Genomic DNA, 20,808 nt, shown 5'->3' with positions numbered 1-20,808 from the left:
TGGGTCGGGGGGGGGGGTGCGCCGGCGCGGCCCCGTCGGGCGGGGGGGCCGCCGGCGCCCCGCGCGCCCACGGCTCACGTGTGTCCGGTGTGCTGTGTCCTGTGTGTTTCCGTGCGTCGGTGCGTGCCGGGTGCGGGTCAGCTGTGGTGCAGCAGACGGTCGAGACCGCGCTTCGCGCGCAGCGGATAGCGCTCCTCGCCGACCGGGACCGTCTGGTGCGTCAGCCGGAGGAACCGGCGCAGCAGGGACGTGTCGAACTGGGTCAGCGCCACCCCTTCCGGCGAGTGGAATTCGAGCATCGTCTGCGCCCTGCCGCACGGCCACACGCGTACGTCGCCTTCGCCGGACGGCGTACGCAGGCCCGATTCGAGCAGCTGACGGGCGAAGGCCCACACCACTTCGGCGTCGTCACGGGACACCTCGGCGGGGAACGCGACGCGGACGGCGAGGGGGTCGGCACTGTCGTAGCGGAGGGTGACGGTCAGGCACCCGTGGTGGGGGGCGTCCGTGATGAGACGGACCTTGGCAGGCTGCTCGACGACGGCTGACATCGTTTCGCTCCTCTACGGCAGTCGCTTTACACCGAAAGATGCCTTTTGCCCCTTATTTAACTCCGAGTGTCCCGGAAAACTCAAACTTTCCGTGCCGTTCGGTGCCCGTACACCGGTTCGCATGGCACGCGCTCTTGCAACTCGTTCGCAAGAGAGGACTATCTATTCGAACGGCTCATTCCGAGCGGTTCATGTCTGAACGCCTGCCTGAACGCCTGCCCGGAAGCGGAGCCCGCCCATGCATGTCCCCGACGGAATGATCAACCTGCCCGTGTCGGCCGCCGCCGGTGTCGTCGCCGCCGGAGCCGTGGCGGTCAGCCTGCGCGGCGCCCGCCGCGAACTGGGCGCAGGTCCGCTCGCCGAGGGCCACGGCGCCGAGCGCACCGCGCCCCTCGCGGGCCTCGTCGCCGCCTTCGTCTTCGCCGTGCAGATGCTGAACTTCCAGGTCGCGGCGGGCACCAGCGGGCATCTGCTCGGCGGGGCGCTCGCGGCGATACTCGTCGGCCCCTTCACCGGGGTCCTCTGTATCGCCGTCGTCCTGCTGATGCAGGGCATCCTCTTCGCCGACGGCGGTCTCACCGCGCTCGGCGTGAACATCACGGTCATGGGCGTCGTGACGGTGATCGTCTCGTACGGGATCTTCCGCGGCCTGCTCCGCGTCCTGCCGCGGGGGCGGCGCTCGGTGACCGTGTCCGCGTTCGTCGGCGCGCTGGTGTCCGTGCCGGCCGCCGCCGCGGCTTTCACCCTTCTCTACGCGATCGGCGGCACCACGGACATCCCGATCGGCAAGGTGTTCACCGCGATGGTCGGCGTGCACGTGCTCATCGGCATCGGCGAGGCGGCGATCACCGCGCTGACGGTCGGGGCGGTCATCGCCGTACGGCCGGACCTGGTCCACGGGGCGCGCGGGCTGGCCGCGCCGCTCAAGCTGCGGATCGACGGTGAGCTGGTGGACGCGCCTGCCGCCGCGCCCGCCGCCGCCCCGCAGGGCGCGCCGGTCGCCGCGCGCTCGCCGCGCGGGCTGCTGGTGGCCGGCCTCGGCGCCGCCCTGCTGCTGGCCGGGGTCGTCTCCTTCTACGCCTCCGCCAGCCCCGACGGACTGGAGAAGGTCGCCGCCGACAAGGGCATCGACAAGAAGGTCGAGGAGCACGCCGCCGCGGACTCGCCGCTCGCCGACTACGGCGTCGCGGACATCTCCAACGCCCGGCTCTCCGGCGGGCTCGCGGGCGTGATCGGCGTCGGCGCGACGGTCGTGGTCGGCAGCGGGATCTTCTACGTGGTGCACCGGCGCCGTACGACGGGGAACACCCCGGCCTCGTCCGGCGCCGCCGGCTCTGGGCCCGCCGGCTCCGGGACTTCCGCGTCGCCCGAGCGGGCCTGACATGGGAGCCGGCCACGCCCACAAGCTCTACCGGCACGGCCACTCGCCGGTCCACGCGCTCCCGCCGCACTGCAAGCTCGCCGCTGTCCTGTGCTTCGTGCTCGTCGTGGTCTCCACACCGCGCGAGGCCGTGTGGGCCTTCGGCCTGTACGCGGTGCTGCTCGCCGGCGTCGCGGCGCTCGCCCGTGTCCCGGCCGGTTTCCTGCTCCGCCGGATGCTGATCGAGGTCCCGTTCGTGGCCTTCGCGGTCCTCATGCCGTTCGTGGTCCCCGGCGAACAGGTCCAGTTCCTCGGGCTCTCGCTGAGCGTCCCCGGCCTGTGGGGCGCCTGGAACGTGCTGGCCAAGGGCACGCTCGGGGTCGCCGCCTCCGTACTCCTCGCCTCCACCACCGAACTGCGCGCGCTGCTGCTCGGGCTGCAACGGCTGAGGCTGCCGCCGATGCTCGTCCAGATCGCGTCCTTCATGATCCGCTACGGCGACGTGATCACCGACGAGCTGCGGCGGATGTCGATCGCCCGCCGCTCACGCGGCTTCGAGGCGCGTGGCGTACGGCACTGGGGCGTGCTCGGCAAATCCGCCGGGGCGCTGTTCATCCGCTCCTACGAGCGCGGGGAGCGGGTGCACCTGGCGATGATGAGCCGCGGCTACACGGGCACGATGCCGGTCATCGACGAGATGACGGCCTCGCGCGCGCAGTGGACGTCCGCCGCCGCCCTCCCCCTCTCGGCGCTCGCGGTCTGTCTGCTTGGCTGGACCCTATGAGCACGCAGTCCCAGGAGCAGTCGCCACCGCCGCCCTCTCTCGAAGTGCGGGGGCTCGCGTACGCGTACCCCGACGGCCACCAGGCGCTCTTCGGCGTCGACCTGACCGTCGGGCGCGGTGAGCGGGTCGCGCTGCTCGGGCCCAACGGCGCGGGCAAGACCACCCTCGTCCTGCACCTCAACGGCATCCACACGGCTGGCGCCGGGTCCGTCACCGTCGCGGGGCTGCCGGTCGCGAAGCCGAACCTCGCCGAGATCCGCCGCCGGGTCGGCATCGTCTTCCAGGACCCCGACGACCAGCTCTTCATGCCCACGGTGCGCGAGGACGTGGCCTTCGGCCCGGCGACGTCCGGGCTGCGCGGCGCGGAGCTGGAGGCCAGGGTCGTCGCGGCGCTCACCCAGGTCGGCATGGCCGAGTACGCGGACCGGCCCCCGCACCATCTCTCCTTCGGGCAGCGCCGCAGGGTCGCCGTCGCGACGGTCCTGGCGATGGAGCCGGAGATCCTCGTACTGGACGAGCCCTCGTCCAACCTCGATCCGGCGTCGCGCCGCGAACTCGCGGACATCCTGCGGGCGTTGGACGTCACCGTCCTGATGGTCACGCACGACCTGCCGTACGCCCTGGAACTGTGCCCGCGCGCGGTGATCCTCAGCGAGGGCGTCATCGCGGCCGACGGACCGACCGGGGACCTGCTCGGCGACGCGGAACTGATGGGTGCGCACCGGCTGGAGTTGCCGTTCGGTTTCAACCCCGCTTCGGTGACGCCTTAGGGCGTGTCTTTCGGATCCTGCCGGGCTCGCGGGCCCTGGCACGCGCGCTCGCCGCGTTGTCGTCGGTCGCCAACTCCCCCGTAGCCCCCAAGGGGGCACGGGAGGTGCCCCCTCCGCGTTGACTCCCTCCTCCGCCTTGCGATCACACGCACCAGACCCCGCTCCCTGATCCGGCCTGATCCAAAAGACACGCCCTGAGGTCTGACCTCGCGGCGATGCGTGCACCATGGAGGTATGAGCGGGATGGTAGGCGTCGCTGACGTCCAGGGCACGGTGGCCGCGGGCTTCGAACCCGTCAGGGACGCGTTCGTACGGAACTTCCAGGAGCGCGGTGAGCGGGGCGCGGCCGTCGCCGTCTACCGGGACGGGCACAAGGTCGTCGACCTGTGGGCCGGCACACGCGACGTCGACGGCTCGGAGCCGTGGGCCGTCGACACGGCGCAGATCGTCCACTCCGCGACGAAGGGCGTCGCCGCCGCCGTACCGCTTCTGCTGCACCAGCGCGGGCGGATCGACCTGGACGCGCCGGTGGGCACGTACTGGCCCGAGTTCAAGGCGGCGGGGAAGGAACGGGTGCTCGTACGGCACCTGTTGTCGCACCGCGCGGGCGTGCCCGTGCTCGACCGGCCGCTGAGCGTCGCGGAGGCGCTCGACGGCGAGTCGGGAGCGCACGCCCTGGCGGCGCAGCGGCCCTTGTGGGAGCCGGGCACCGATCACGGCTACCACGCGCACACGTACGGCTGGTTGATCGCCGAGCTGGTCAAGCGCGTCACCGGCCGGTCCATCGGCCGCTGGCTGGCCGAGGAGATCGCCCGCCCGCTCGGTCTGGACTTCTGGATAGGGCTACCCGCCGAGGAAGCGCACCGGGTGGGCCGGACAGGGAAGATCGAGGAGCCCGCCGGGGCCGGCGGGGGGCTGCGGCTGCGCGCGAAGCGCTCGGTCACGGAGGCGTACGACGACCCCGGATCGCTCACGCGGCGGGCGTTCGGCGCGATCGATCCGCCGCCGGACCTGAACAGCGCCGCCTACCGGGCCGCCGAACTGCCCGCGAGCGGCGGCATCTCCACCGCGCGTGCGCTGGCCCGCTGCTACGCGGCGATGATCGGCCCGGTGGACGGCCCCGGGCGCGGTTACCGGGGCGGTGAGCGGCTGTTCGCGCCGGCGACGCTGACCCTGGCCCGTACCGAGGAGTCGGCGGGCCCCGACCGGGTGCTGGTCGTCGGCACGCGCTTCGGACTCGGCTTCATGCTCCACGGCTCGGGCGCGCCGCTGCTGGGGCCGGGCTCTTTCGGACACCCGGGAAGCGGCGGCTCGCTCGGCTTCGCCGACCCCGAGTCGGGCATCGCCTTCGGCTATGTCACCAACGGCATGCGCAAGGGAGTCACGGCGGATCCCCGGGCACAGGCCCTGGTGCGAGCCGTCAGATCGGCCGCATGATCGGTGCATGGAGCGATTCGAGGACCACGCCGCGCTGATCACGGGAGCCGGGCGGGGCATCGGCGAGGCGATAGCGCGGCGGCTGGCGGCCGAGGGCGCGCGGGTGCTGATCACGGACGTGGACGGTGAACGGGCGGCGCGGGCAGCGGAGTTGATCGACGGCGCGGTGCCGTACGGGTGCGACGTGGGCGACCGCGAGTCGGTGGAGGCGGCGGTGGCGTACGCCGTCGAGCGCTTCGGCTCGCTGGACGTCCTGGTCAACAACGCGTACTCCTGCACCCCGGACGTACCGCTCTTCGAGGACGAGCCGGACGAACACTGGGCCCGCGACCTCGACCTGACCCTCACCGGTGCCTTCCGCTGCGCGAGGGCGGCGCTGCCGCACCTGGCGGCGTCGGGCCGGGGCGCGATCGTGAACATCGGCTCGGTCAACGGCGAGCGGGACTTCGGCAACCACGCCTACAGCGCGGCGAAGGCGGGCCTCGCGAGCCTGACCCGCACCCTGGCGGGCCACGCGGCCCCACGCGGGGTCCGCGTCAACCTCGTCGCCCCCGGCACGATCCACACGGAGGGCTGGGCGGGCCGCGAGGCCAACCTGGAACGCGCGGCCCCGCACTACCCGATGGGCAGGGTGGGTCTGCCGGACGACGTCGCGTCGGCGGTGGCGTTCCTGGCGTCGTCGGACGCGGGATGGATCACGGGGGTGACACTGCCGGTGGACGGGGGGATTCTGTCGGCGAACGTGGGACTGCGGAAGGCGCTGGCGGGGGAGCCGGTGTCCGGGGAGCGATGAGTTCCGGCACCTGGCAAGGTCTCAACGGCGTATCTCCGAACCCCCAGGCAAGGACGGCCCGCCCATGGTCACCACCCGCACACTCGACGTCCCCGGCGCGCACCTCTCCTACGAAACACGTGGCTCGGGCCCCGTACTGGTGCTCACGGGCGCGCCCATGAACGCCGCGCACTTCGCTCCGCTGGCCGACGCGCTCCCGGATGAGTACACCGTCGTCACGCACGACCCTCGCGGCATCTCCGGCAGCACGCTGGACGACCCCACGCAGGACTCCACCCCCGAGCTGCGCGCCGACGACATCGCCGCGATCCTGGACGACATCGGCGCCGATTCGGCGGATGTGTTCGGCAGCAGCGGCGGCGCGGTGACCGGCCTCGCCCTGGTCGCACGCCACCCGGCCCGGGTCCGGACCCCCGTCGCGCACGAGCCGCCGGTGCTGGAGGTGCTGCCGGACGCGGCGGAGAGGCGAGCGGAGATGGACGACATCGTGGAGACGTTCCACCGGGAGGGTCTGGGCCCGGCGTTCGGGAAGTTCATGACCGTATCCGGCATGGAGCCCGCCGCCGGCCCGCCCCCGGGCGAGCCCTCGGCCCAGGACCAGGCGGACGGAGCACGCTTCCTGGCCCACGAACTGCGCGGCACGGCGGGCTACTTGCCCGACATCAAGGCGCTGACGGCCGCCCGGCCCCGCGTGCTGATCGCCATCGGCACAACGTCGGGCCCCCTGCTCACGCACCGCACCTCCACGGCACTTGCCGCACAACTCGGCACCCACCCGGTCGAATTCCCGGGCGGCCACGGCGGGTTCATGGAGGCACCGGGGGAGTTCGCGGGGGTGTTTCGGAAGGTACTGGCGGGCTGAGCCACCGGGCCAGCTTTCAGCGGTCTTGGTTCAACGCCTTCCGCACGGCCGACGGGCCGGACGTGTGGCTCGCGGCTCGCCTCGATCAGCCTTTCGAACTACCGTTGCTCGACCGCCTCGGTCGTAGCGTCTCGTCAACGAGGTCGAGTTCTACCGGAAGGCCAGTGGCACCGGCGTGCCCGTGCCCGAGGTGGTGCATCTAGGGGTGGACTCGCTCGTGATGTCCGAGTGCCCGGGGGAGCCGTGGTCCGCCTTGGCGGACGGGCTCGGCGATGCGGAGTACGAGCGGTTGCGGCGGGAACTTGGGGCGTACGTCGGGCAGTTGCATACCGTCACCGGTAAGCGCTTCGGGTATCCGTCCGGGGCTGTCGTCAACGCCGGGAGTTGGCGGGAGGCGTTCGAGGCGATGGTGGAGGCGGTCCTCGGCGACGCCGAGCGGTTCGGGGTCAAGTTGCCCGTGGCCGTCGAGCGTGTGCGGGGGCTCGTGCGGGGTGCCGCTCACGCTCTGGACGAGGTCACCGTGCCCGTGCTCGTGCACTTCGATCTGTGGCAGGGCAACATCCTGCTGACCGGTGAGCCGGGGGAGCGGCGGATCGGTGGGGTCGTTGATGGGGAACGGATGTTCTGGGGCGATCCGTTGGCGGAGTTCGTGTCGCTCAATCTGTTCGGTGAGCCCGAGGACGATCCCGCTCTGCTGGCCGGGTACCGGGCGGGCGGCGGTGACACCGACTTCGACACCGCCGCGCGGCTGCGCATGGCGCTCTACCGCTGCTACCTCTACCTGATCATGCTCGTCGAGGCCGTGCCGCGCGGCTACCCGCCCGCGCGGGCCGCCGTGACCCGCAGGACCGCCGGGCCCGCGCTGATCCTGGCCCTTGGGGTGATCTCCCACACGGTGTAGGTCAGCCGCCCGGTGGGGCCATGCCTCCCTGGAGGCGTTCCAGGTCCGAGGCGCGGACCTGGATCACGAACAGGGCGATCACCGCCGAGACGCCCGCCAGGACCGCCGCCACGATGAACGCGTTCGAGACGCCGGCCGTCAGGACCTCGTCGCTCCACGGCTTCGGCAGTGAATGCGTTTTCTGGAACGTCATCTTCTGGGCCGGGGTCGCGTGCTCCATGAAGTCGCGGGCCTGGGTCTTCCCCTCGTCCCTCGTGGCCGTGCCGAACACCGTCACCAGGATGGACAGCCCCAGCGAACCACCCACCTGCTGCATCGCGTTGAGGACGCCGGAGGCTGCGCCGGCCTCCTTCGGCTCGACTCCCGAGACCGCCATCAGGGTCAGCGACACGAACTGGAAGCCCATGCCGAGGCCGAAGACCAGCACCGGGCCCAGCAGGCTGCCCGCGTACGTGCTGTGGACGTCCGTCTGGGCCAGCCACGCGAGGCCGGCGGTGGCCAGGATCGCGCCGGTCACCATGAACGGTTTCGGGCCCCAGCGCGGCAGCAGCTGTGAGGCCACCCCCGAACCGACCGCGATGACCGCGCTCACCGGGAGGAAGGCGAGGCCGGTCCGCAGCGGGCTGAAGTCGAGGACCTCCTGGGTGAAGAGCGTGAGGAAGAAGAACATGCCGAACAGCGCGGCGGACAGGCTCAGCATCATCCCGTAGACGCCCGCGCGGTTGCGGTCGCGGAACATCCAGAGCGGCGTGATCGGCTGGCGCGAGCGGCGCTCGATGACGATGAAGAGGAACAGGAGCACCACCGCCGCGCCGAAGGACCCGAGCGTCAGGCTGTCGGTCCAGCCCTCCTCGGACGCCCGGATGAAGCCGTAGACCAGACCCACCATGCCGAGCGTCGCGGTGAGCGCGCCGACGATGTCGAAGTGCCCGGGGTGCCGTTCGGACTCCTTGATGAAGCGGGGGGTCAGAGCGATGAGCAGCAGCCCGATCGGCAGGTTGACGAAGAAGATCCACCGCCAGTCGAGCCACTCCACCAGGATGCCGCCGAGCAGCAGCCCGATCGCGCTGCCGCCCGCCGACACCGCGGCGAACACGCCGAACGCCCTGTTGCGGGCGGGCCCTTCGCGGAACGTGGTGGTGATCAGCGACAGCGCGGTGGGGGACGCGATGGCGCCGCCGGCCCCCTGGAGGGCACGGGCGGCCAGCAGCTGCCAGGAGTCCTGCGCCAGACCGCAGAGCAGTGAGGCGAAGGCGAAGAGCCCGATGCCGAACATGAAGACGCGGCGCCGCCCCAGGATGTCGCCGAGGCGCCCGCCGAGCAGCAGGAGACCGCCGAAGGTGAGGGTGTACGCGTTGACCACCCATGACAGGTTCTGGGTCGAGAAGCCGAGCGCGCTCTGGATGTGGGGGAGCGCGATGTTCACGATGGTGATGTCGAGAACCACCATCAGCTGGCAGGAGGCGATGATGGCCAGCGCGATGCCGTGGCCGCCCTCGGGGGTGGGGGGCTTCCCCGTGTTCGGCGGTGAGTTGGGCGGTGAGTTGGGCGGTGAATTCGGCGGTGAGTTCGGCGGGGTGGGCGGTGAATCAGTCATAGGTGGGGGTGGTGAACGGGGTGTGCGCGCCCTCCGACAGGGAGCGCCACCGTTCACCCGGATCTGACTCTAAGTGGGACGAACTGGACTCGCGACTCGGCGCCGGGCCCCCGGGCCTCAGGCGTGTTCCGACAGCACGTCGTCGGCGATCGTGAACGCCTTGTTGGCCGCGGGCACCCCGCAGTACACCGCCGACTGGAGCAGCACCTCCCGGATCTCCTCGCGGCTGAGCCCGTTCCGTACCGCCGCCCTGACATGCATCGCCAGCTCGTCGTGGTGCCCGCCGGCGACCAGCGCCGTCAGGGTGACGCAGCTGCGGGTACGGCGGTCGAGCCCCGGCCGGGTCCAGATCTCGCCCCAGGCGTAGCGGGTGATGAAGTCCTGGAAGGGCGCGGTGAACGCGGTCGTACGGGCCACCGCCCGGTCCACGTGGTGGTCGCCGAGTACGGCGCGGCGTACGGCCATCCCGGCGCCGTGCCGCGTGGCGTCCCCGACGTTCACCGTGCTCGCCCCGGCCGGGGAGGTCGCTTCGAGGTGGTTCAGCAGCGCGGCGAGCACCGGCGCGGGGCGTTCGACGTTCGCCAGATGCGCGGCTGCCGCGATCTCCGTGAGGCTCGCGCCCGGGATACCGTCGGCGCTCGTACGGGCGTGCGACGGCGGGGCCGCCGGGTCGTCGCGCCCGGCGACGACGAGGGTCGGAACCGTCACGGCCGCCAGCTCGTCGCGCAGGTCGTGTTCGGCGACGGCCAGGCAGCAGGCCGCGTACGACTTGTCGTCCGCCGTCCGCAGATCGTCCACGAGCGCCGAGCCGGCCGGGGTGTCTTCGAAGCCGGGCGCGAACCAGACGCCGGGCCGGCTCGCCACCAGCGACTCCGTACCCCTGGCCAGGACGGTCGCCGCACGGTCCCGCCAGCTCTCGGGAGCGCCGAAGTACGCGGACGAGCAGAGCACGGCGAGGGAGACGAGGCGGTCGGGGTGGTGCACGGCCAGCCTCAGGCCTACCGCGCCGCCCAGCGAGATCCCCGCGTACGCGAACCGCTCCCAGCCCTGTTCGTCGGCCAGCCGCACCACCTGTTCCGCCAGGGCGGCGACGGAGACGGCGGGTGCCGACGCGGGGGCGGAGCCGCCGTGGCCCGGCAGGTCCCAGCGCAGGACGCGGTGGTCGCGGGCGAGAGCCGCCAGTTGGGGCTCCCACACACGCATGGATGTGCCGAGGGACGGCCCGAGGATCAGCGGCGCGCCGTCGGGCGGGCCGTCGAGCCGGGTGTGGGGAAGGCGGAGCTCCGCCGTCGGGTCGGTCATCGGGGGTCCTCCGAGTCGTCCGTCGAAGCGTCGTCGGTGAGCGCGTCCTCCGCCAACGCGCGCCCCGCGGCGGCGTGTTCGGCGAGCGCGCGGTCGACGAGCGCGGGGGCGGAGCCTATGTAGCCCGCCGGGTCGGTGAGGGCGTGCAGCCGCGTGTCGCCTATCAGCTCGGCGACCGCCGGGTCGGTCTCCGTCAGCGCCTGCGCGAGCGGGATACCGGCACGCTCCGCGAGGCGGCCGGCCGCGCCCACCACCTCCTTCGCACGGGTCCGGCCGACGGCCGGGATCAGGGCCGTCACGAGCCGTTCGCTGACCAGCAGTCCATGGGTGAGCCCGAGGTTGTCCCGCATTCGGTCGGGGAACACCCGCAGGCCGTGGGCGAGTTCGGCCGCGTCGTGGGCGGCCCCGCCGGTCAGCCGCAGCAGCTCGCGCAGCGGCTGCCACTCGGCGTGCCAGGGTCCCGCGGGACGTTCGTCCTCGGCGACGAGGGCCCCGAGCAATATGGAGGCGAGAGCGGGTGCCTGCCGCGCGGCGGCGGCGATCAGGGTGGCCCGCACCGGATTGCGCTTGTGCGGCATCGCGGACGAACCGCCGCCGCGCGCCTCGGCGACCTCCCCGGTCTCGGTCCGGGACAGCACGAGCACATCGGCGGCCACCTTCCCGAGCGCCCCCGCCGCGAAGGCGAGCGCCGCGCCGAGATCGGCGACGGGGGTACGCAGGGTGTGCCACGGCAGCGTCGGTTCGGCGAGGGGGAGCTGGTCGGCGTACGCGGCGAGGAGCCGTACGCCGGTGTCGCTCCGGGACGCGCCCCGAGCTGCCTCGGATGCCTGGACCTCTTGCGGGCTCTCGTCCTCGGGCGCGGGGGTGTGGTTGGCCGTACCGGGGGCCGCGCCCGGCAGGTCGTAGACCGGCTCGTCGGGCGCGGGGCCGGTCCCCGGCCCCGGCTCGGGTTCCAGCCCCGGCTCGGGCTCGAACCCCCGCTCCGGCTCCAGCCCCGGCTCGGAACTGGGGTCGGGCCCGGCCGGATACTCCGGCAACGGCTCGGGAGGGCTGTCCACGGTGGAGTCGAGCGCACCGGTCAGGTCATAGACGGGTTCGCAGGACGCGGCGGTGGAGGTCCTCTCCGGCCGGCCGTCCACCGCGTCGTAGACCGGGGCGAAAGCCGCCAAAGTCCCTGCCGCGCCGCCCAGTTGGACCGGCAGCCGGACGGCGGCCAGCCTGGTGCGGGCATCGCGTACCGACGAGAGCCAGCCCGCGGCCTTCAGCCCGAACGTCGTCGGGACCGCGTGCTGCGTGAGGGTGCGACCCGCCATCGGGGTGGTGCGGTGGGCCGTGGCCAGAACGGCGAGCGCGTCCGCCGTACGGTCCAGGTCCGCCAGGATCAGCGGCACCGTACGGGTGGCGACCAGCATCATCGCTGTGTCCACGATGTCCTGGCTGGTCGCGCCCCGGTGGACGTACTGCGCCGCGTCACTGCCGCCGCCCGCCCTCGCGTCCTCCTCGTCGGCCGCCGCCGTCAGATCGGCCACCAGCGGAATCACCGGATTGCCCCCGGCGCGCGCCCGCAGCGCCACGTCCCTTACGTCGAACCGCTCCGCCGTCCCCGCCGCCGCCGTGATCACCTCGGCCGCCGCCATCGGGGTGAGCCCGACCACCGCCTGCGCGCGGGCCAGCGCCGCCTCGGCGTCCAGCATCGCGCGCAGGAAGGCGGCGTCGCCGGTCGCCACCTCGGCGGCGGACCCCGCCCGGCCGGGCGAGAGCAGCCCGGCGTCGGAGACGGGACCCGCGTCGGAGGCGTGGTCCGGGCCGTCCGGGTGGTCCGCGTCGTGCGGGTGGTCCGGATCGTCCGGTCGGTGGTCAGCGGAAGTCAAGGAAAACCGTCTCCTCGTCGCCCTGGAGCCTGATGTCGAAGCGGTACGTGCCGGGCGTGGGCCCGGCCTTCGCCATCAGGGTCCCCCGCCGGTCCGCGTCAAGCGAGGCGAGCAGCGGATCGGCGGAACGCGCCCCGGCCGAACCCGCCTCCGCGTCCTGCGGCAGATACAGGCGCGTATAGAGGTGCCGGGTCAGCCCCCGCGCGAAGACGCACACACTGAGGTACGGGGCATGCCCCGGCCGCGCGCCCGGCCGCAGCGTCCGCGCCGCCCACCACCCGTCGGCGTCCGTCGCGACCCGCCCCCAGCCCGTGAACGTGACACCGTCCCGGCCCGCGTGACCGCCGGTCACCTGGTCCCGCCGCATCGATCCCGGCAGCCGCACGGGTTCACCCGCCGGGTCCGGCTGCCACAGCTCCAGCAGGGCGTCCGGCACCGGCGCGCCCGCGCCGTCGTACACGCGCCCGTGCACGGAGATCGCGTCCGGGTGGCCGACGGGCGCCATGTCGCCGCCGCCGGGGAAGGGCAGCGCGTAGCCGTAGAAGGGGCCGACCGTGTGAGACGGCGTGGCGCCGCCGGCCAGGCCGGTGCCGTGAGCGGAGTCGTACGCACTCATCGTTGTCCTTCCTCGGTCCAGGTGGCGGACGGGCCGTCCAGGACGATGTCCCAGCGATAGCCGAGCGCCCACTCGGACTGCGAGAGCCCGTGGTCGTACGCCCCCACCAGCCGCTGCCGCGCGGCCTCGTCCGGGACGGAGCGGAGGATCGGGTCGTGGGCGAGCAGCGGGTCGCCCGGGAAGTACATCTGCGTCACGAGGCGCTGGGTGAAGGCCGTACCGAAGAGCGAGAAGTGCAGATGCGCCGGGCGCCACGCGTTGTGGTGGTTGCCCCACGGATACGCGCCGGGCTTGATCGTCGTGAAGCGGTAGCCGCCGTCGTCGTCCGTCAGCGTCCGGCCCACCCCGGTGAAGTGCGGGTCCAGCGGCGCCGGATGGCGGTCGCGCTGGTGCGCGTACCGCCCGGCCGCGTTCGCCTGCCACAGCTCGACCAACTGGCCCCGCACGGGACGGCCCGAGCGGTCCAGCAGCCGGCCCGAGACCGTGATGCGCTCGCCGAGAGGCTCCCCGATGTGCTGGGCCGTCAGGTCCGCGTCGAGATCGGTGACGTCGCTGTGCCCGAACACCGGGCCGTACAGCTCGACGGCTTCGGGGTCACCCGCCACGACCACCGGTGGCCGCTTCGGATGGCGCAACAGCGTGCTGCGGTACGGCGGGTAGTCGCGTGGCGGATGGTGTGCGGGGGGCGCGCCGGCCGCGCGGGCCGCGACGTAGGCGGCCTGGTGCTCGGCCATCTCCCGGTCGATGTCCGCCTGTGTGAGGCGTGCGGGCTGTGGTCGTGGCTGCGGTTGTTGCTGTGGTTGTGCCTGTGTCATGGGTGCTCCGTTACGAGGGCGTCCCGGCCGCCGCGTGTCGCCTTGAGAGCGCGCAGCGCGGTCAGTTCGGCGGTGCTCGGTGGCTCGGTGGTGGGCATGGCGCCGGCCGGGGATGTGGCCGTACGCAGTTGCCAGCCGGTGGCCGCGCGCACCTGGTCCGCCGTGACGCCGGGGTGCACCTCGGTCAGCACCAGCTCGGCCGTCTCCGGGTCCGGGCGCAGGATGCCCAGGTCGGTGATGACGGCGACGGGGCCGCGTCCCGGCATCCGGAGCGCGGCCCGGTCGTGCGGGCCCGCGCCGTGGCCGAGCGTGGTGACGAAGTCGAGGCGGCGGACGAAATTGCGCGGGGTGTGGCGCAGGACCAGCAGCACCCGGCCGCAGTTGGCGGCGATCTCGGGGGCGCCGCCGGCGCCGGGCAGCCGCGCCTCGGGCCGGTTCGGACCCCGGGCCACGACGGTGGTGTTGACGTTGGCGAACCGGTCGACCTGCGCGGCGCCGAGGAAGCCGACGTCGATACGGCCGCCCTGGAGCCAGTAGTTGAACATCTCCGGTACGGAGACGACGGCGTCCGCCGTGTCGGCCAGTTCGCCGTCGCCGATGGAGAGCGGGAGGCGGCTGGGCCTGGAACCGATGGTGCCGGACTCGTAGAGCAGGACGAGATCCGGCTCGATGGTGCGGCGGGCGAGGTTGGCGGCGGTACTGGGCAGGCCGATGCCGACGAAGCAGGTCCGGGCGCCGGCGAGGGCGCGGGCCGCGTTGATCTCCATCAGCTCGTCGGGGGTGGCGCCGGGGGCGATGCCGGGGGTGGCATTGGAGGTGTCGCCGGGGGTGGCGCCGGCGGGGGCGCTGGCGGGGGAGTCGCTCATGGAGCGGCCACCTTCCGGCTGTCGCCGGCCTGGGTCCCGCGTACCTTCCCCGCACCGCGTACGTGCGTGTCCAACCAGGCCGTGAACGTCTCCCGGTCGCGGGCGATCTCGTCCCACGACCGGTAGAAGTCGTTGTCGCGGACCGAGTACCCGGCGGCGTACGACGGGTGCGCCCCGCCCGGCACGGCGGCCACCACGTCAATCACCCACGTCGGCAGCACCACACCGCCGGGGCGCGGTTCCAGGGCGTCGACGATCTCCTCGACGGTGACCAGCACCCGTCGGGCGGCGAGCGCCGCCTCTTTCTGCACACCGGGCAGCCCCCACAGCTGCACGTTGCCCTCGCGGTCCGCCTGCTGGGCGTGGATCACCGTGACGTCCGGGTTGAGCGCGGCGACCGCCGCCAACTCCTCGCCGGTGAAAGGGCATACGACGGTGGCGACCGTCTCCGTACGGCGCGGGAGATCGCTGCCCCGGTAGCCGCGCAGGGTGGCGAACGGGAGCTTCGACGCCCCCGCGACATAGCGGTTGGCCATGCCGGCGTGGCTGTGTTCGTCCAGCTCCAGCGGGCGCGGCCAGCCGTTCTCCACGGCGTCCCGGAAGCGGTGCAGGGAGCCGACGCCCGGGTTTCCGCCCCAGGAGAAGACCAGTTTCCGGGCCGCACCGGCGCCGATGAGCTGGTCGTAGATGACGTCGGGGGTCATCCGGGCCAGCGTCAGATCCGTGATGCCCTGACGGATGATCTCGTGCGCCGCCGCGTGCGGGATCAGATGGGTGAAGCCCTCCATGGCGACGGTGTCCCCGTCGTGGATCAGATCGGCGACGCCGTCATGGAGCGAGCGGATGTCGGCCATCGTCCCTCCTAGGGTGTGCGAGGTGGTCGCTGTTCGCCTGGTGAACTAATGTTCACGAATCGCGACCGGCAGAGTGTCGTCCTGAGTCCCGGAGCTGTCAATGGCGCGCGATCGACGGCATCCACCGACGGAGGAGAGCGCATGACCCACCCGACCGCCTTCGCTTCCCCCGCGCCGCGTGAGGCCGTCGGCCCGCTGATCCGCGGGCTGTCGGTGCTGCGTGCGCTCGCCGACGCGGGCGGGCGGCTGCCGGTCGGGGATCTCGTACGGGCCACCGCCCTCGCCCGCTCGACCGTCGACCGCACCCTCAGCACGCTGGAACGCCTGGGCCATGTCCGCCTGGAAGGGAAATCGGCCGTACTGGCGCCCCGGTCGGCCGAGTTGGGCAACGCCTACCTGTCGGCCTGCCGGCTGCCCGACGTCTGCGGTCCGGCCGCCGACCGGCTGGCCGACGAACTCGACGAGTCCGTCTCGCTCGCCGTCCCCGACCGGGACGGGATCCGCTTCGTCCACCAGTCGACCCGGCGCCGGACCATGTCACTGGCCTTCCGTATCGGCGACCGGCTGCCCGCCGAGTGCGGCGCGGTGGGCGCGCTCACGGCCGCCGACTGGACGGGGGAGCAGTGGGACGCCTGGGAGGCGCGGCGGCTGAGCGATCCGCGGTACGACGGCTTTCCCGCCGTACCGGCGGAGGCGGCCCGCTCCGGTGAGTCGTTCCGGCAACGCGTCGACGCCGCACGGAAGTTGGGCTGGTCCGAGGACGACCAACTGGTCGAGGCGGGGCTCATCGCGCTGGCGATGCCCGTACGCGACGGGGAGGGGCGGCTGTTGGGGGTCGTCAGCGTCGTCAGCCACACGAGCCGGCGCGGACTGCCGTCGATGCGGGCGGAGTTGCTGCCCCGGCTCCGGGAAACGGTCGCGGAGATGGAGACGGAGATGAGGGCAGAGATGAGGGCAGAGATGAGGGCTGAGGCGGGGGCGGAGATGAGGGCGGACCTGGCCGACCCGATGCCGGCGAGCCCGCCGGCGCCGGACGTCTCATCTCCCGAACCGGCCATCCGCGCCCGCGAGTCCAAGCAGGAGCTGGGCCCCGGCTTCGTCGAGTCCCTGGCTCGCGGGCTCGCCGTCCTGGCATCCTTCGACGCCAACCGCACCGCCGTACCGCTGAGCACACTCGCCCAGGCCACCGGACTGGCCCGCGCCACCGTCCGCCGGGCGCTCATCACCCTCGAACACCTCGGCTATGTCGCGGGCGACGACGGCCTGTTCCGCCCCCTACCCCGCGTCCTGGACCTGGGGTTCGCCCCGCTCTCGGGCCTCACGCTGCCGCAGCTCGCCCAGCCGCATCTGGTGACCCTCGTGACGCGGGTCCGCGAGTCCGCGTCGATGTCGGTCCTGGCCGGGAGCGCCGGGGAAGCCTTGGACGACATCCAGTACGTCGCACGCGTCGCGACCGAACGGATCATGAGCGTCGACATCACGGTCGGTACGCGCTTCCCGGCGTACGCGACATCCATGGGCCGGGTCCTGCTGGCCGACCGGCCGCCCGCCGAGCGGCTGCCCGCCCCGGCCCCGGCACCGCTCACGCCGTACACCGTCACCTCGGCACAGCGCCTGCGCGCCATGCTCGACCAGGTGGGACGGGACGGATACGCCCTGGTCGACGGGGAGTTGGAGGAGGGGTTGCGGTCTCTCGCCGTACCCGTGCGCGGTCGCGACGGCCGGGCGGTCGCCGCGGTCAACGTATCGATGCCGACGAGCCGCCGTACGGCGGCGGAGACCCTCGCTGATCTGCTGCCGCCACTGCGTGAGGCGGCCGCGCGCATCGAGGCGGACCTGCGTGTGGCGGGTCGCCACGCCCGTATCCGCACCGTGTGAAGACCGCCTCCCGCCTGCTGGGAGGGCCGCGCCGCCGACGTCTACCCGGCCGTACGGGCTTACGCCGACGCCGCCGCGCGTTCGGCCACCGGCCGCCGCCGCAGCGACGGGTCGGCCAGCACGGGCGCCGTCCAGGCGCCGTCCGGGTGGTAGACGTTCGTCCCCGGCGCCACGATCTCGTCGATCCGGTCGAGCGTCGCGTCGTCCAGGGTGAGCGAGGCGCCCGCCAGCAGACCGTCCAACTGCTCCATCGTGCGCGGGCCGATGATGACCGACGTCACGGCCGGATGCGCGACGGCGAAGGCGACCGACAGCTCCGGCAGCGTGCAGCCGATGCTCTCGGCCAGCGCGGCCAATTGCTCCACGATCTCCAGCTTGGCGAGGGTCACCGGGGACGCGGGATCGAACCGGGCCGGGGTGAGCGCGGCGCGGCCCACGGTCAGGTCGATGGCGCCGCCCTTGCGGTACTTGCCGGTGAGGAAGCCGGAGGCGAGCGGACTCCACGTCAGCACGCCCATCCCGTACCGCTGACAGACCGGCAGCACCGATGTCTCGACGCCGCGCGCCAGGATCGAGTACGGCGGCTGCTCCGTACGGAATCGGTGGAGCGCGCGGCGCTCGGCCACGACGTGCGACTCGACGATCTCCTCGGCGGGGAACGTCGAGCAGCCGAAGGCGCGGATCTTGCCCTGTGTCACCAGATCGGTCAGCGCGGAGAGCGTCTCCTCGATGTCCGTCGTGTGGTCGGGCCGGTGGATCTGGTAGAGGTCGATCCACTCGGTGTCCAGCCGCTTCAGGCTCTCCTCCACCTCCCTGACGATCCAGCGGCGCGAGTTGCCGCCCTGGTTGCGGCCCTCGCCCATCGGGAAGTGCACCTTGGTCGCGAGTACGACGTCGTCCCGGCGGCCCTTGAGCGCCTTGCCGACGATTTCCTCGGACTCACCGGTGGAGTACATGTCCGCCGTGTCGAGGAAGTTGACGCCCTGGTCGAGGGCCGAGTGGATGATGCGTACGCAGTCGTCGTGATCGCGGTTGCCGACGGACCCGAACATCATCGTGCCGAGGCAGTGGACGCTCACCTCGATACCGGTGCCGCCGAGCGTGCGGTAACGCATGTGCTGCTCCCTCGCTGGTCAGGCCCCCGTCGGGGCATACGCGGGCACTCTAGGACCTGGAGTGCGGTCGAAGGCAAGCACCACGGCGCGGCGCACCACGGCCCGGCGCACCACGGCCCAGCGCACCACGGCCCGGCCTCGGGCGTCCGCCCGGCCGGGGGCCGATACTTTGGTCACCCCTGCGGATCCCTTCGGCCGATGCCGGCCCCTGCCGCCGCTCCCTAGCCTCGGCACATGAAGGCAATCCTCGGGTTCATCAGTTTCGTGCTGGTCGCGTCGGGCGTCACCGGACTGCTCCACCAGTGGGTCGACTGGATGCCGACGATCTTCGGCTTCTCCCGCTTCGTCGTTCCCGACGGACACGAGGTGCTGGGCTATGTCGTCATGACACTGCTCGGGGTCGCGGTGGGTTTTCTCTCCGACGCCGTCAAGAAGCACGTGGCCGCCTGAGCATGGATCTGGACAAGGGACCCGGATCTGCCGAGTCCGCCGAGGCCACCACCGTCCTGTCCCAACCGGCCTGGCTCGTCCCGGCGTTCGGCGCGGCCGGGGCACTCGCCGGCTGGTTGCTCAAACTCCTCGCCAACTGGCTGGTGACCCTGCGCTGGGCCCCGATGAAGGGCCCGGCGGAGCTGGTGAACGCCGTCCCCGAACCGTGGCTCACCGTCCTCGGACTGACGGCGGGCGCGGTGCTCGGGGTGCTGGTGGGGTTCATCGCGCTGCACGAGTCGCTGACCGTACGGGTGTCGGACACCCAGGTGACGCTCACGATCCGCGGCGAGTCCCGCGAGCTGCGCCGCGCCGACGTCGGTGTCGTCCATCCGGACGGCAAGTTCCTCGTACTGCTCGGCCGTCACACCGAGGAGACGGCCCGTGAGCCCTGCGATCTGGACCGTGCCGAGCTGGCCGCCGCCTTCACCGCCCACGGCTGGAACTGGGCCGCCGATGACCCCCACCGGGCCGACTTCCATCTCTGGGTCCCGGACACACCGGACCTTCCGGTGGGCGCGAACGCCCTGTTGGGCGCCCGCGCGCACGCGATGGGGAAGACGGGGGCGGCGGAGGACGTACGGGCGCTGCGGGACGAGCTGAACGGCCTGGGCCTGGCGGTCCGCGACGAGAAGAAGCGCCAGTACTGGCGGCTGCCCGCGGCGCCCCCGCCCGGGGCTTGACGGGCCCGACCGACTGCCTCCGCCGAACGACCTCTCTCCAGTGGTTGGCTTTGAGGGGCTTCGACCGAAATGCAGTGAATGCATTCGGCGACGCCCCACGAGAGCCACGAGAGCCGAGAGCGCCCAGAGAGGCAGGCCGCCCCATGACCACCGACCCACCGAGCCGCGTCACCACCCCCTTCGACGCCGAGTCCACCGCCGCCGAGGTCGTCGCCGGTATCGACCTCGCCGGGCGCCGCGCCGTCGTGACCGGCGCGTCCTCCGGCATCGGCATCGAGACCGCCCGCGCCCTCGCCGGCGCGGGCGCCGAGGTCACCCTGGCCGTACGCGACGTCGACGCCGGCGAGCGCACCGCCCAGGACATCACCGGCACCACCGGCAGCAGACGCCTGTCCGTCGCCCGGCTCGACCTGGCCGACCAGCGGTCCGTCGCGGAGTTCGTCGCCGGGTGGGAGGGGCCGCTGCACATCCTGATCAACAACGCGGGTGTGATGTACACGCCGGGGCTGCGGTCGCCGGAGGGCTGGGAGCTCCAGTTCGCCACGAACCACCTCGGCCACTTCGCGCTCGCCACCGGCCTGCACCCGGCACTCGCCGAGGCGGACCGGGCCCGGGTCGTCGCGCTCACCTCGGTCGGGCATCTGCGGCAGGGGATCAGGTTCGACGACATCAACTTCCGTAACGGCCCCTTCGACACCGTGCTCGCGTACGGCCAGTCCAAGACGGCCACCGCGCTCTTCGCGGTCGAGGCGAACCGCCGCTGGGCCGCCCAGAGCATCACCGTCAACGCGGTCCACCCCGGCGCGGTCCTGACGAACCTGTCGCGCTACATGAGACAGGAGGACCTCGACAGGGCAGCTGCCCAGTACACCGTCAAGACCCCCCAACAGGGCGCGGCAACCTCCGTGCTGGTGGCGACCTGGCCGGGCCTCGAAGGCATCGGCGGCAGGTACTTCGAGAACTGCAACGAGGCTCTCCCGTACCGCGAGGGCGAACCGGGCGGCGTGGCCCCGCACGCCCTCGACCCGGCGGCGGCCGAACGCCTGTGGCAGGTGTCGCTCGACATGCTGTCCTCCGCGACTCGGCCCTGACACCTACCCACCCACCCGCCTCAGCCGCCCGCCTCCTCCAGCAGCCGCACGGTCTCCGCATACGGCCCGGTCCGCGCCCACTCCAGCGGCGAACGCCCACCGCCGCCGTCCTCGCGCGGGCGCGGACCGGCGCCGTACGCGAGCAGCTTGATGCCGCGTTTGGCCACAGATGG

The 20,808-nt window shown here is 72.7% G+C and carries 20 protein-coding genes and 1 pseudogene; 11 read left to right on the top strand and 10 right to left on the bottom strand.

What is annotated here, in order from left to right:
- Window positions 1–137 precede the first annotated feature (137 nt).
- On the bottom strand, window positions 138–551 hold the full coding sequence (locus ACFWV8_RS31530) for an SsgA family sporulation/cell division regulator (RefSeq protein WP_384211797.1): 414 nt from the start codon (window positions 549–551) through the stop codon (window positions 138–140).
- Window positions 552–789: 238 nt separating this feature from the next.
- On the opposite strand from ACFWV8_RS31530, the gene ACFWV8_RS31525 reads away from it, so the two are divergent.
- From ACFWV8_RS31525 to ACFWV8_RS31495, 7 genes and pseudogenes are all read left to right on the top strand, one after another.
- Entirely contained in the window at window positions 790–1,932 is a 1,143-nt protein-coding gene (locus tag ACFWV8_RS31525) for an energy-coupling factor ABC transporter permease (protein ID WP_384211791.1), read from the top strand.
- A 1-nt stretch (window position 1,933) separates the two neighbouring features.
- Entirely contained in the window at window positions 1,934–2,695 is a 762-nt protein-coding gene (gene cbiQ, locus ACFWV8_RS31520; protein WP_384211788.1) for a cobalt ECF transporter T component CbiQ, read from the top strand.
- A complete protein-coding gene (locus ACFWV8_RS31515; protein WP_384211781.1) occupies window positions 2,692–3,465 on the top strand; it encodes an energy-coupling factor ABC transporter ATP-binding protein in 774 nt (257 codons plus the stop codon). Before cbiQ ends, ACFWV8_RS31515 begins: the two co-directional genes overlap by 4 nt.
- 234 nt (window positions 3,466–3,699) lie before the next feature.
- A complete protein-coding gene (locus tag ACFWV8_RS31510; RefSeq protein ID WP_384211776.1) occupies window positions 3,700–4,902 on the top strand; it encodes a serine hydrolase domain-containing protein in 1,203 nt (400 codons plus the stop codon).
- A gap of 7 nt (window positions 4,903–4,909) precedes the next feature.
- Entirely contained in the window at window positions 4,910–5,695 is a 786-nt protein-coding gene (locus ACFWV8_RS31505; protein WP_384211773.1) for an SDR family NAD(P)-dependent oxidoreductase, read from the top strand.
- A 64-nt stretch (window positions 5,696–5,759) separates the two neighbouring features.
- Window positions 5,760–6,557: an alpha/beta fold hydrolase gene (locus tag ACFWV8_RS31500; RefSeq protein WP_384211770.1), complete on the top strand. Its 798-nt coding sequence runs from the start codon at window positions 5,760–5,762 to the stop codon at window positions 6,555–6,557.
- A gap of 148 nt (window positions 6,558–6,705) precedes the next feature.
- A pseudogene (locus tag ACFWV8_RS31495) lies at window positions 6,706–7,458 on the top strand (phosphotransferase family protein); the annotation flags it as partial.
- A gap of 1 nt (window position 7,459) precedes the next feature.
- Here the strand turns inward: ACFWV8_RS31495 and ACFWV8_RS31490 are convergent.
- The 7 genes from ACFWV8_RS31490 to ACFWV8_RS31460 form a co-directional block, all read right to left on the bottom strand.
- A complete protein-coding gene (locus tag ACFWV8_RS31490) occupies window positions 7,460–9,055 on the bottom strand; it encodes an MFS transporter (RefSeq protein ID WP_384211767.1) in 1,596 nt (531 codons plus the stop codon).
- A gap of 117 nt (window positions 9,056–9,172) precedes the next feature.
- Window positions 9,173–10,357: a 4-carboxymuconolactone decarboxylase gene (gene pcaC, locus ACFWV8_RS31485; protein ID WP_384211762.1), complete on the bottom strand. Its 1,185-nt coding sequence runs from the start codon at window positions 10,355–10,357 to the stop codon at window positions 9,173–9,175.
- Entirely contained in the window at window positions 10,354–12,228 is a 1,875-nt protein-coding gene (locus ACFWV8_RS31480; RefSeq protein ID WP_384211756.1) for a lyase family protein, read from the bottom strand. The genes pcaC and ACFWV8_RS31480 overlap by 4 nt, the downstream gene beginning before the upstream one ends.
- On the bottom strand, window positions 12,215–12,844 hold the full coding sequence (pcaG, locus tag ACFWV8_RS31475; RefSeq protein ID WP_384211751.1) for a protocatechuate 3,4-dioxygenase subunit alpha: 630 nt from the start codon (window positions 12,842–12,844) through the stop codon (window positions 12,215–12,217). Before pcaG ends, ACFWV8_RS31480 begins: the two co-directional genes overlap by 14 nt.
- Window positions 12,841–13,578 (bottom strand): protocatechuate 3,4-dioxygenase subunit beta, encoded by a 738-nt coding sequence (gene pcaH / locus ACFWV8_RS31470; protein ID WP_384211815.1) that lies wholly within the window; start codon window positions 13,576–13,578, stop codon window positions 12,841–12,843. Before pcaH ends, pcaG begins: the two co-directional genes overlap by 4 nt.
- A gap of 77 nt (window positions 13,579–13,655) precedes the next feature.
- Window positions 13,656–14,426, bottom strand: coding sequence for a CoA-transferase subunit beta (locus ACFWV8_RS31465; protein ID WP_384211813.1), 771 nt, complete (start codon window positions 14,424–14,426; stop codon window positions 13,656–13,658).
- A gap of 95 nt (window positions 14,427–14,521) precedes the next feature.
- Complete coding sequence (locus ACFWV8_RS31460; RefSeq protein ID WP_384211747.1) at window positions 14,522–15,379, bottom strand: CoA transferase subunit A; 858 nt, start codon at window positions 15,377–15,379, stop codon at window positions 14,522–14,524.
- Window positions 15,380–15,520: 141 nt separating this feature from the next.
- Between ACFWV8_RS31460 and ACFWV8_RS31455 the strand changes: the two genes are divergently transcribed.
- A complete protein-coding gene (locus ACFWV8_RS31455; protein WP_384211741.1) occupies window positions 15,521–17,257 on the top strand; it encodes an IclR family transcriptional regulator C-terminal domain-containing protein in 1,737 nt (578 codons plus the stop codon).
- A 59-nt stretch (window positions 17,258–17,316) separates the two neighbouring features.
- On the opposite strand, the gene ACFWV8_RS31450 is transcribed toward ACFWV8_RS31455, so the two are convergent.
- Complete coding sequence (locus tag ACFWV8_RS31450; protein ID WP_384211736.1) at window positions 17,317–18,372, bottom strand: aldo/keto reductase; 1,056 nt, start codon at window positions 18,370–18,372, stop codon at window positions 17,317–17,319.
- Between the two features lie 234 nt (window positions 18,373–18,606).
- On the opposite strand from ACFWV8_RS31450, the gene ACFWV8_RS31445 reads away from it, so the two are divergent.
- From ACFWV8_RS31445 to ACFWV8_RS31435, 3 genes are all read left to right on the top strand, one after another.
- A complete protein-coding gene (locus tag ACFWV8_RS31445; protein ID WP_384211733.1) occupies window positions 18,607–18,822 on the top strand; it encodes a hypothetical protein in 216 nt (71 codons plus the stop codon).
- A 2-nt stretch (window positions 18,823–18,824) separates the two neighbouring features.
- Window positions 18,825–19,544 carry a hypothetical protein gene (locus tag ACFWV8_RS31440; protein WP_384211730.1) on the top strand — a complete coding sequence of 240 codons (720 nt, stop codon included), beginning with the start codon at window positions 18,825–18,827 and terminating at the stop codon, window positions 19,542–19,544.
- A 143-nt stretch (window positions 19,545–19,687) separates the two neighbouring features.
- Complete coding sequence (locus ACFWV8_RS31435) at window positions 19,688–20,635, top strand: SDR family NAD(P)-dependent oxidoreductase (RefSeq protein ID WP_384211727.1); 948 nt, start codon at window positions 19,688–19,690, stop codon at window positions 20,633–20,635.
- 20 nt (window positions 20,636–20,655) lie between these two features.
- Here the strand turns inward: ACFWV8_RS31435 and ACFWV8_RS31430 are convergent, their stop codons facing one another.
- Window positions 20,656–20,802 (bottom strand): hypothetical protein, encoded by a 147-nt coding sequence (locus ACFWV8_RS31430; protein ID WP_384211724.1) that lies wholly within the window; start codon window positions 20,800–20,802, stop codon window positions 20,656–20,658.
- Window positions 20,803–20,808: the final 6 nt, after the last annotated feature.

Origin of the sequence: Streptomyces sp. NPDC058665 (genome assembly GCF_042714995.1) — a bacterium.
In the GTDB taxonomy this organism is placed as follows: domain Bacteria; phylum Actinomycetota; class Actinomycetes; order Streptomycetales; family Streptomycetaceae; genus Streptomyces.
Note: the sequence above shows the minus strand (reverse complement) of the source record. Positions and strands in the feature narration are given on the sequence as shown.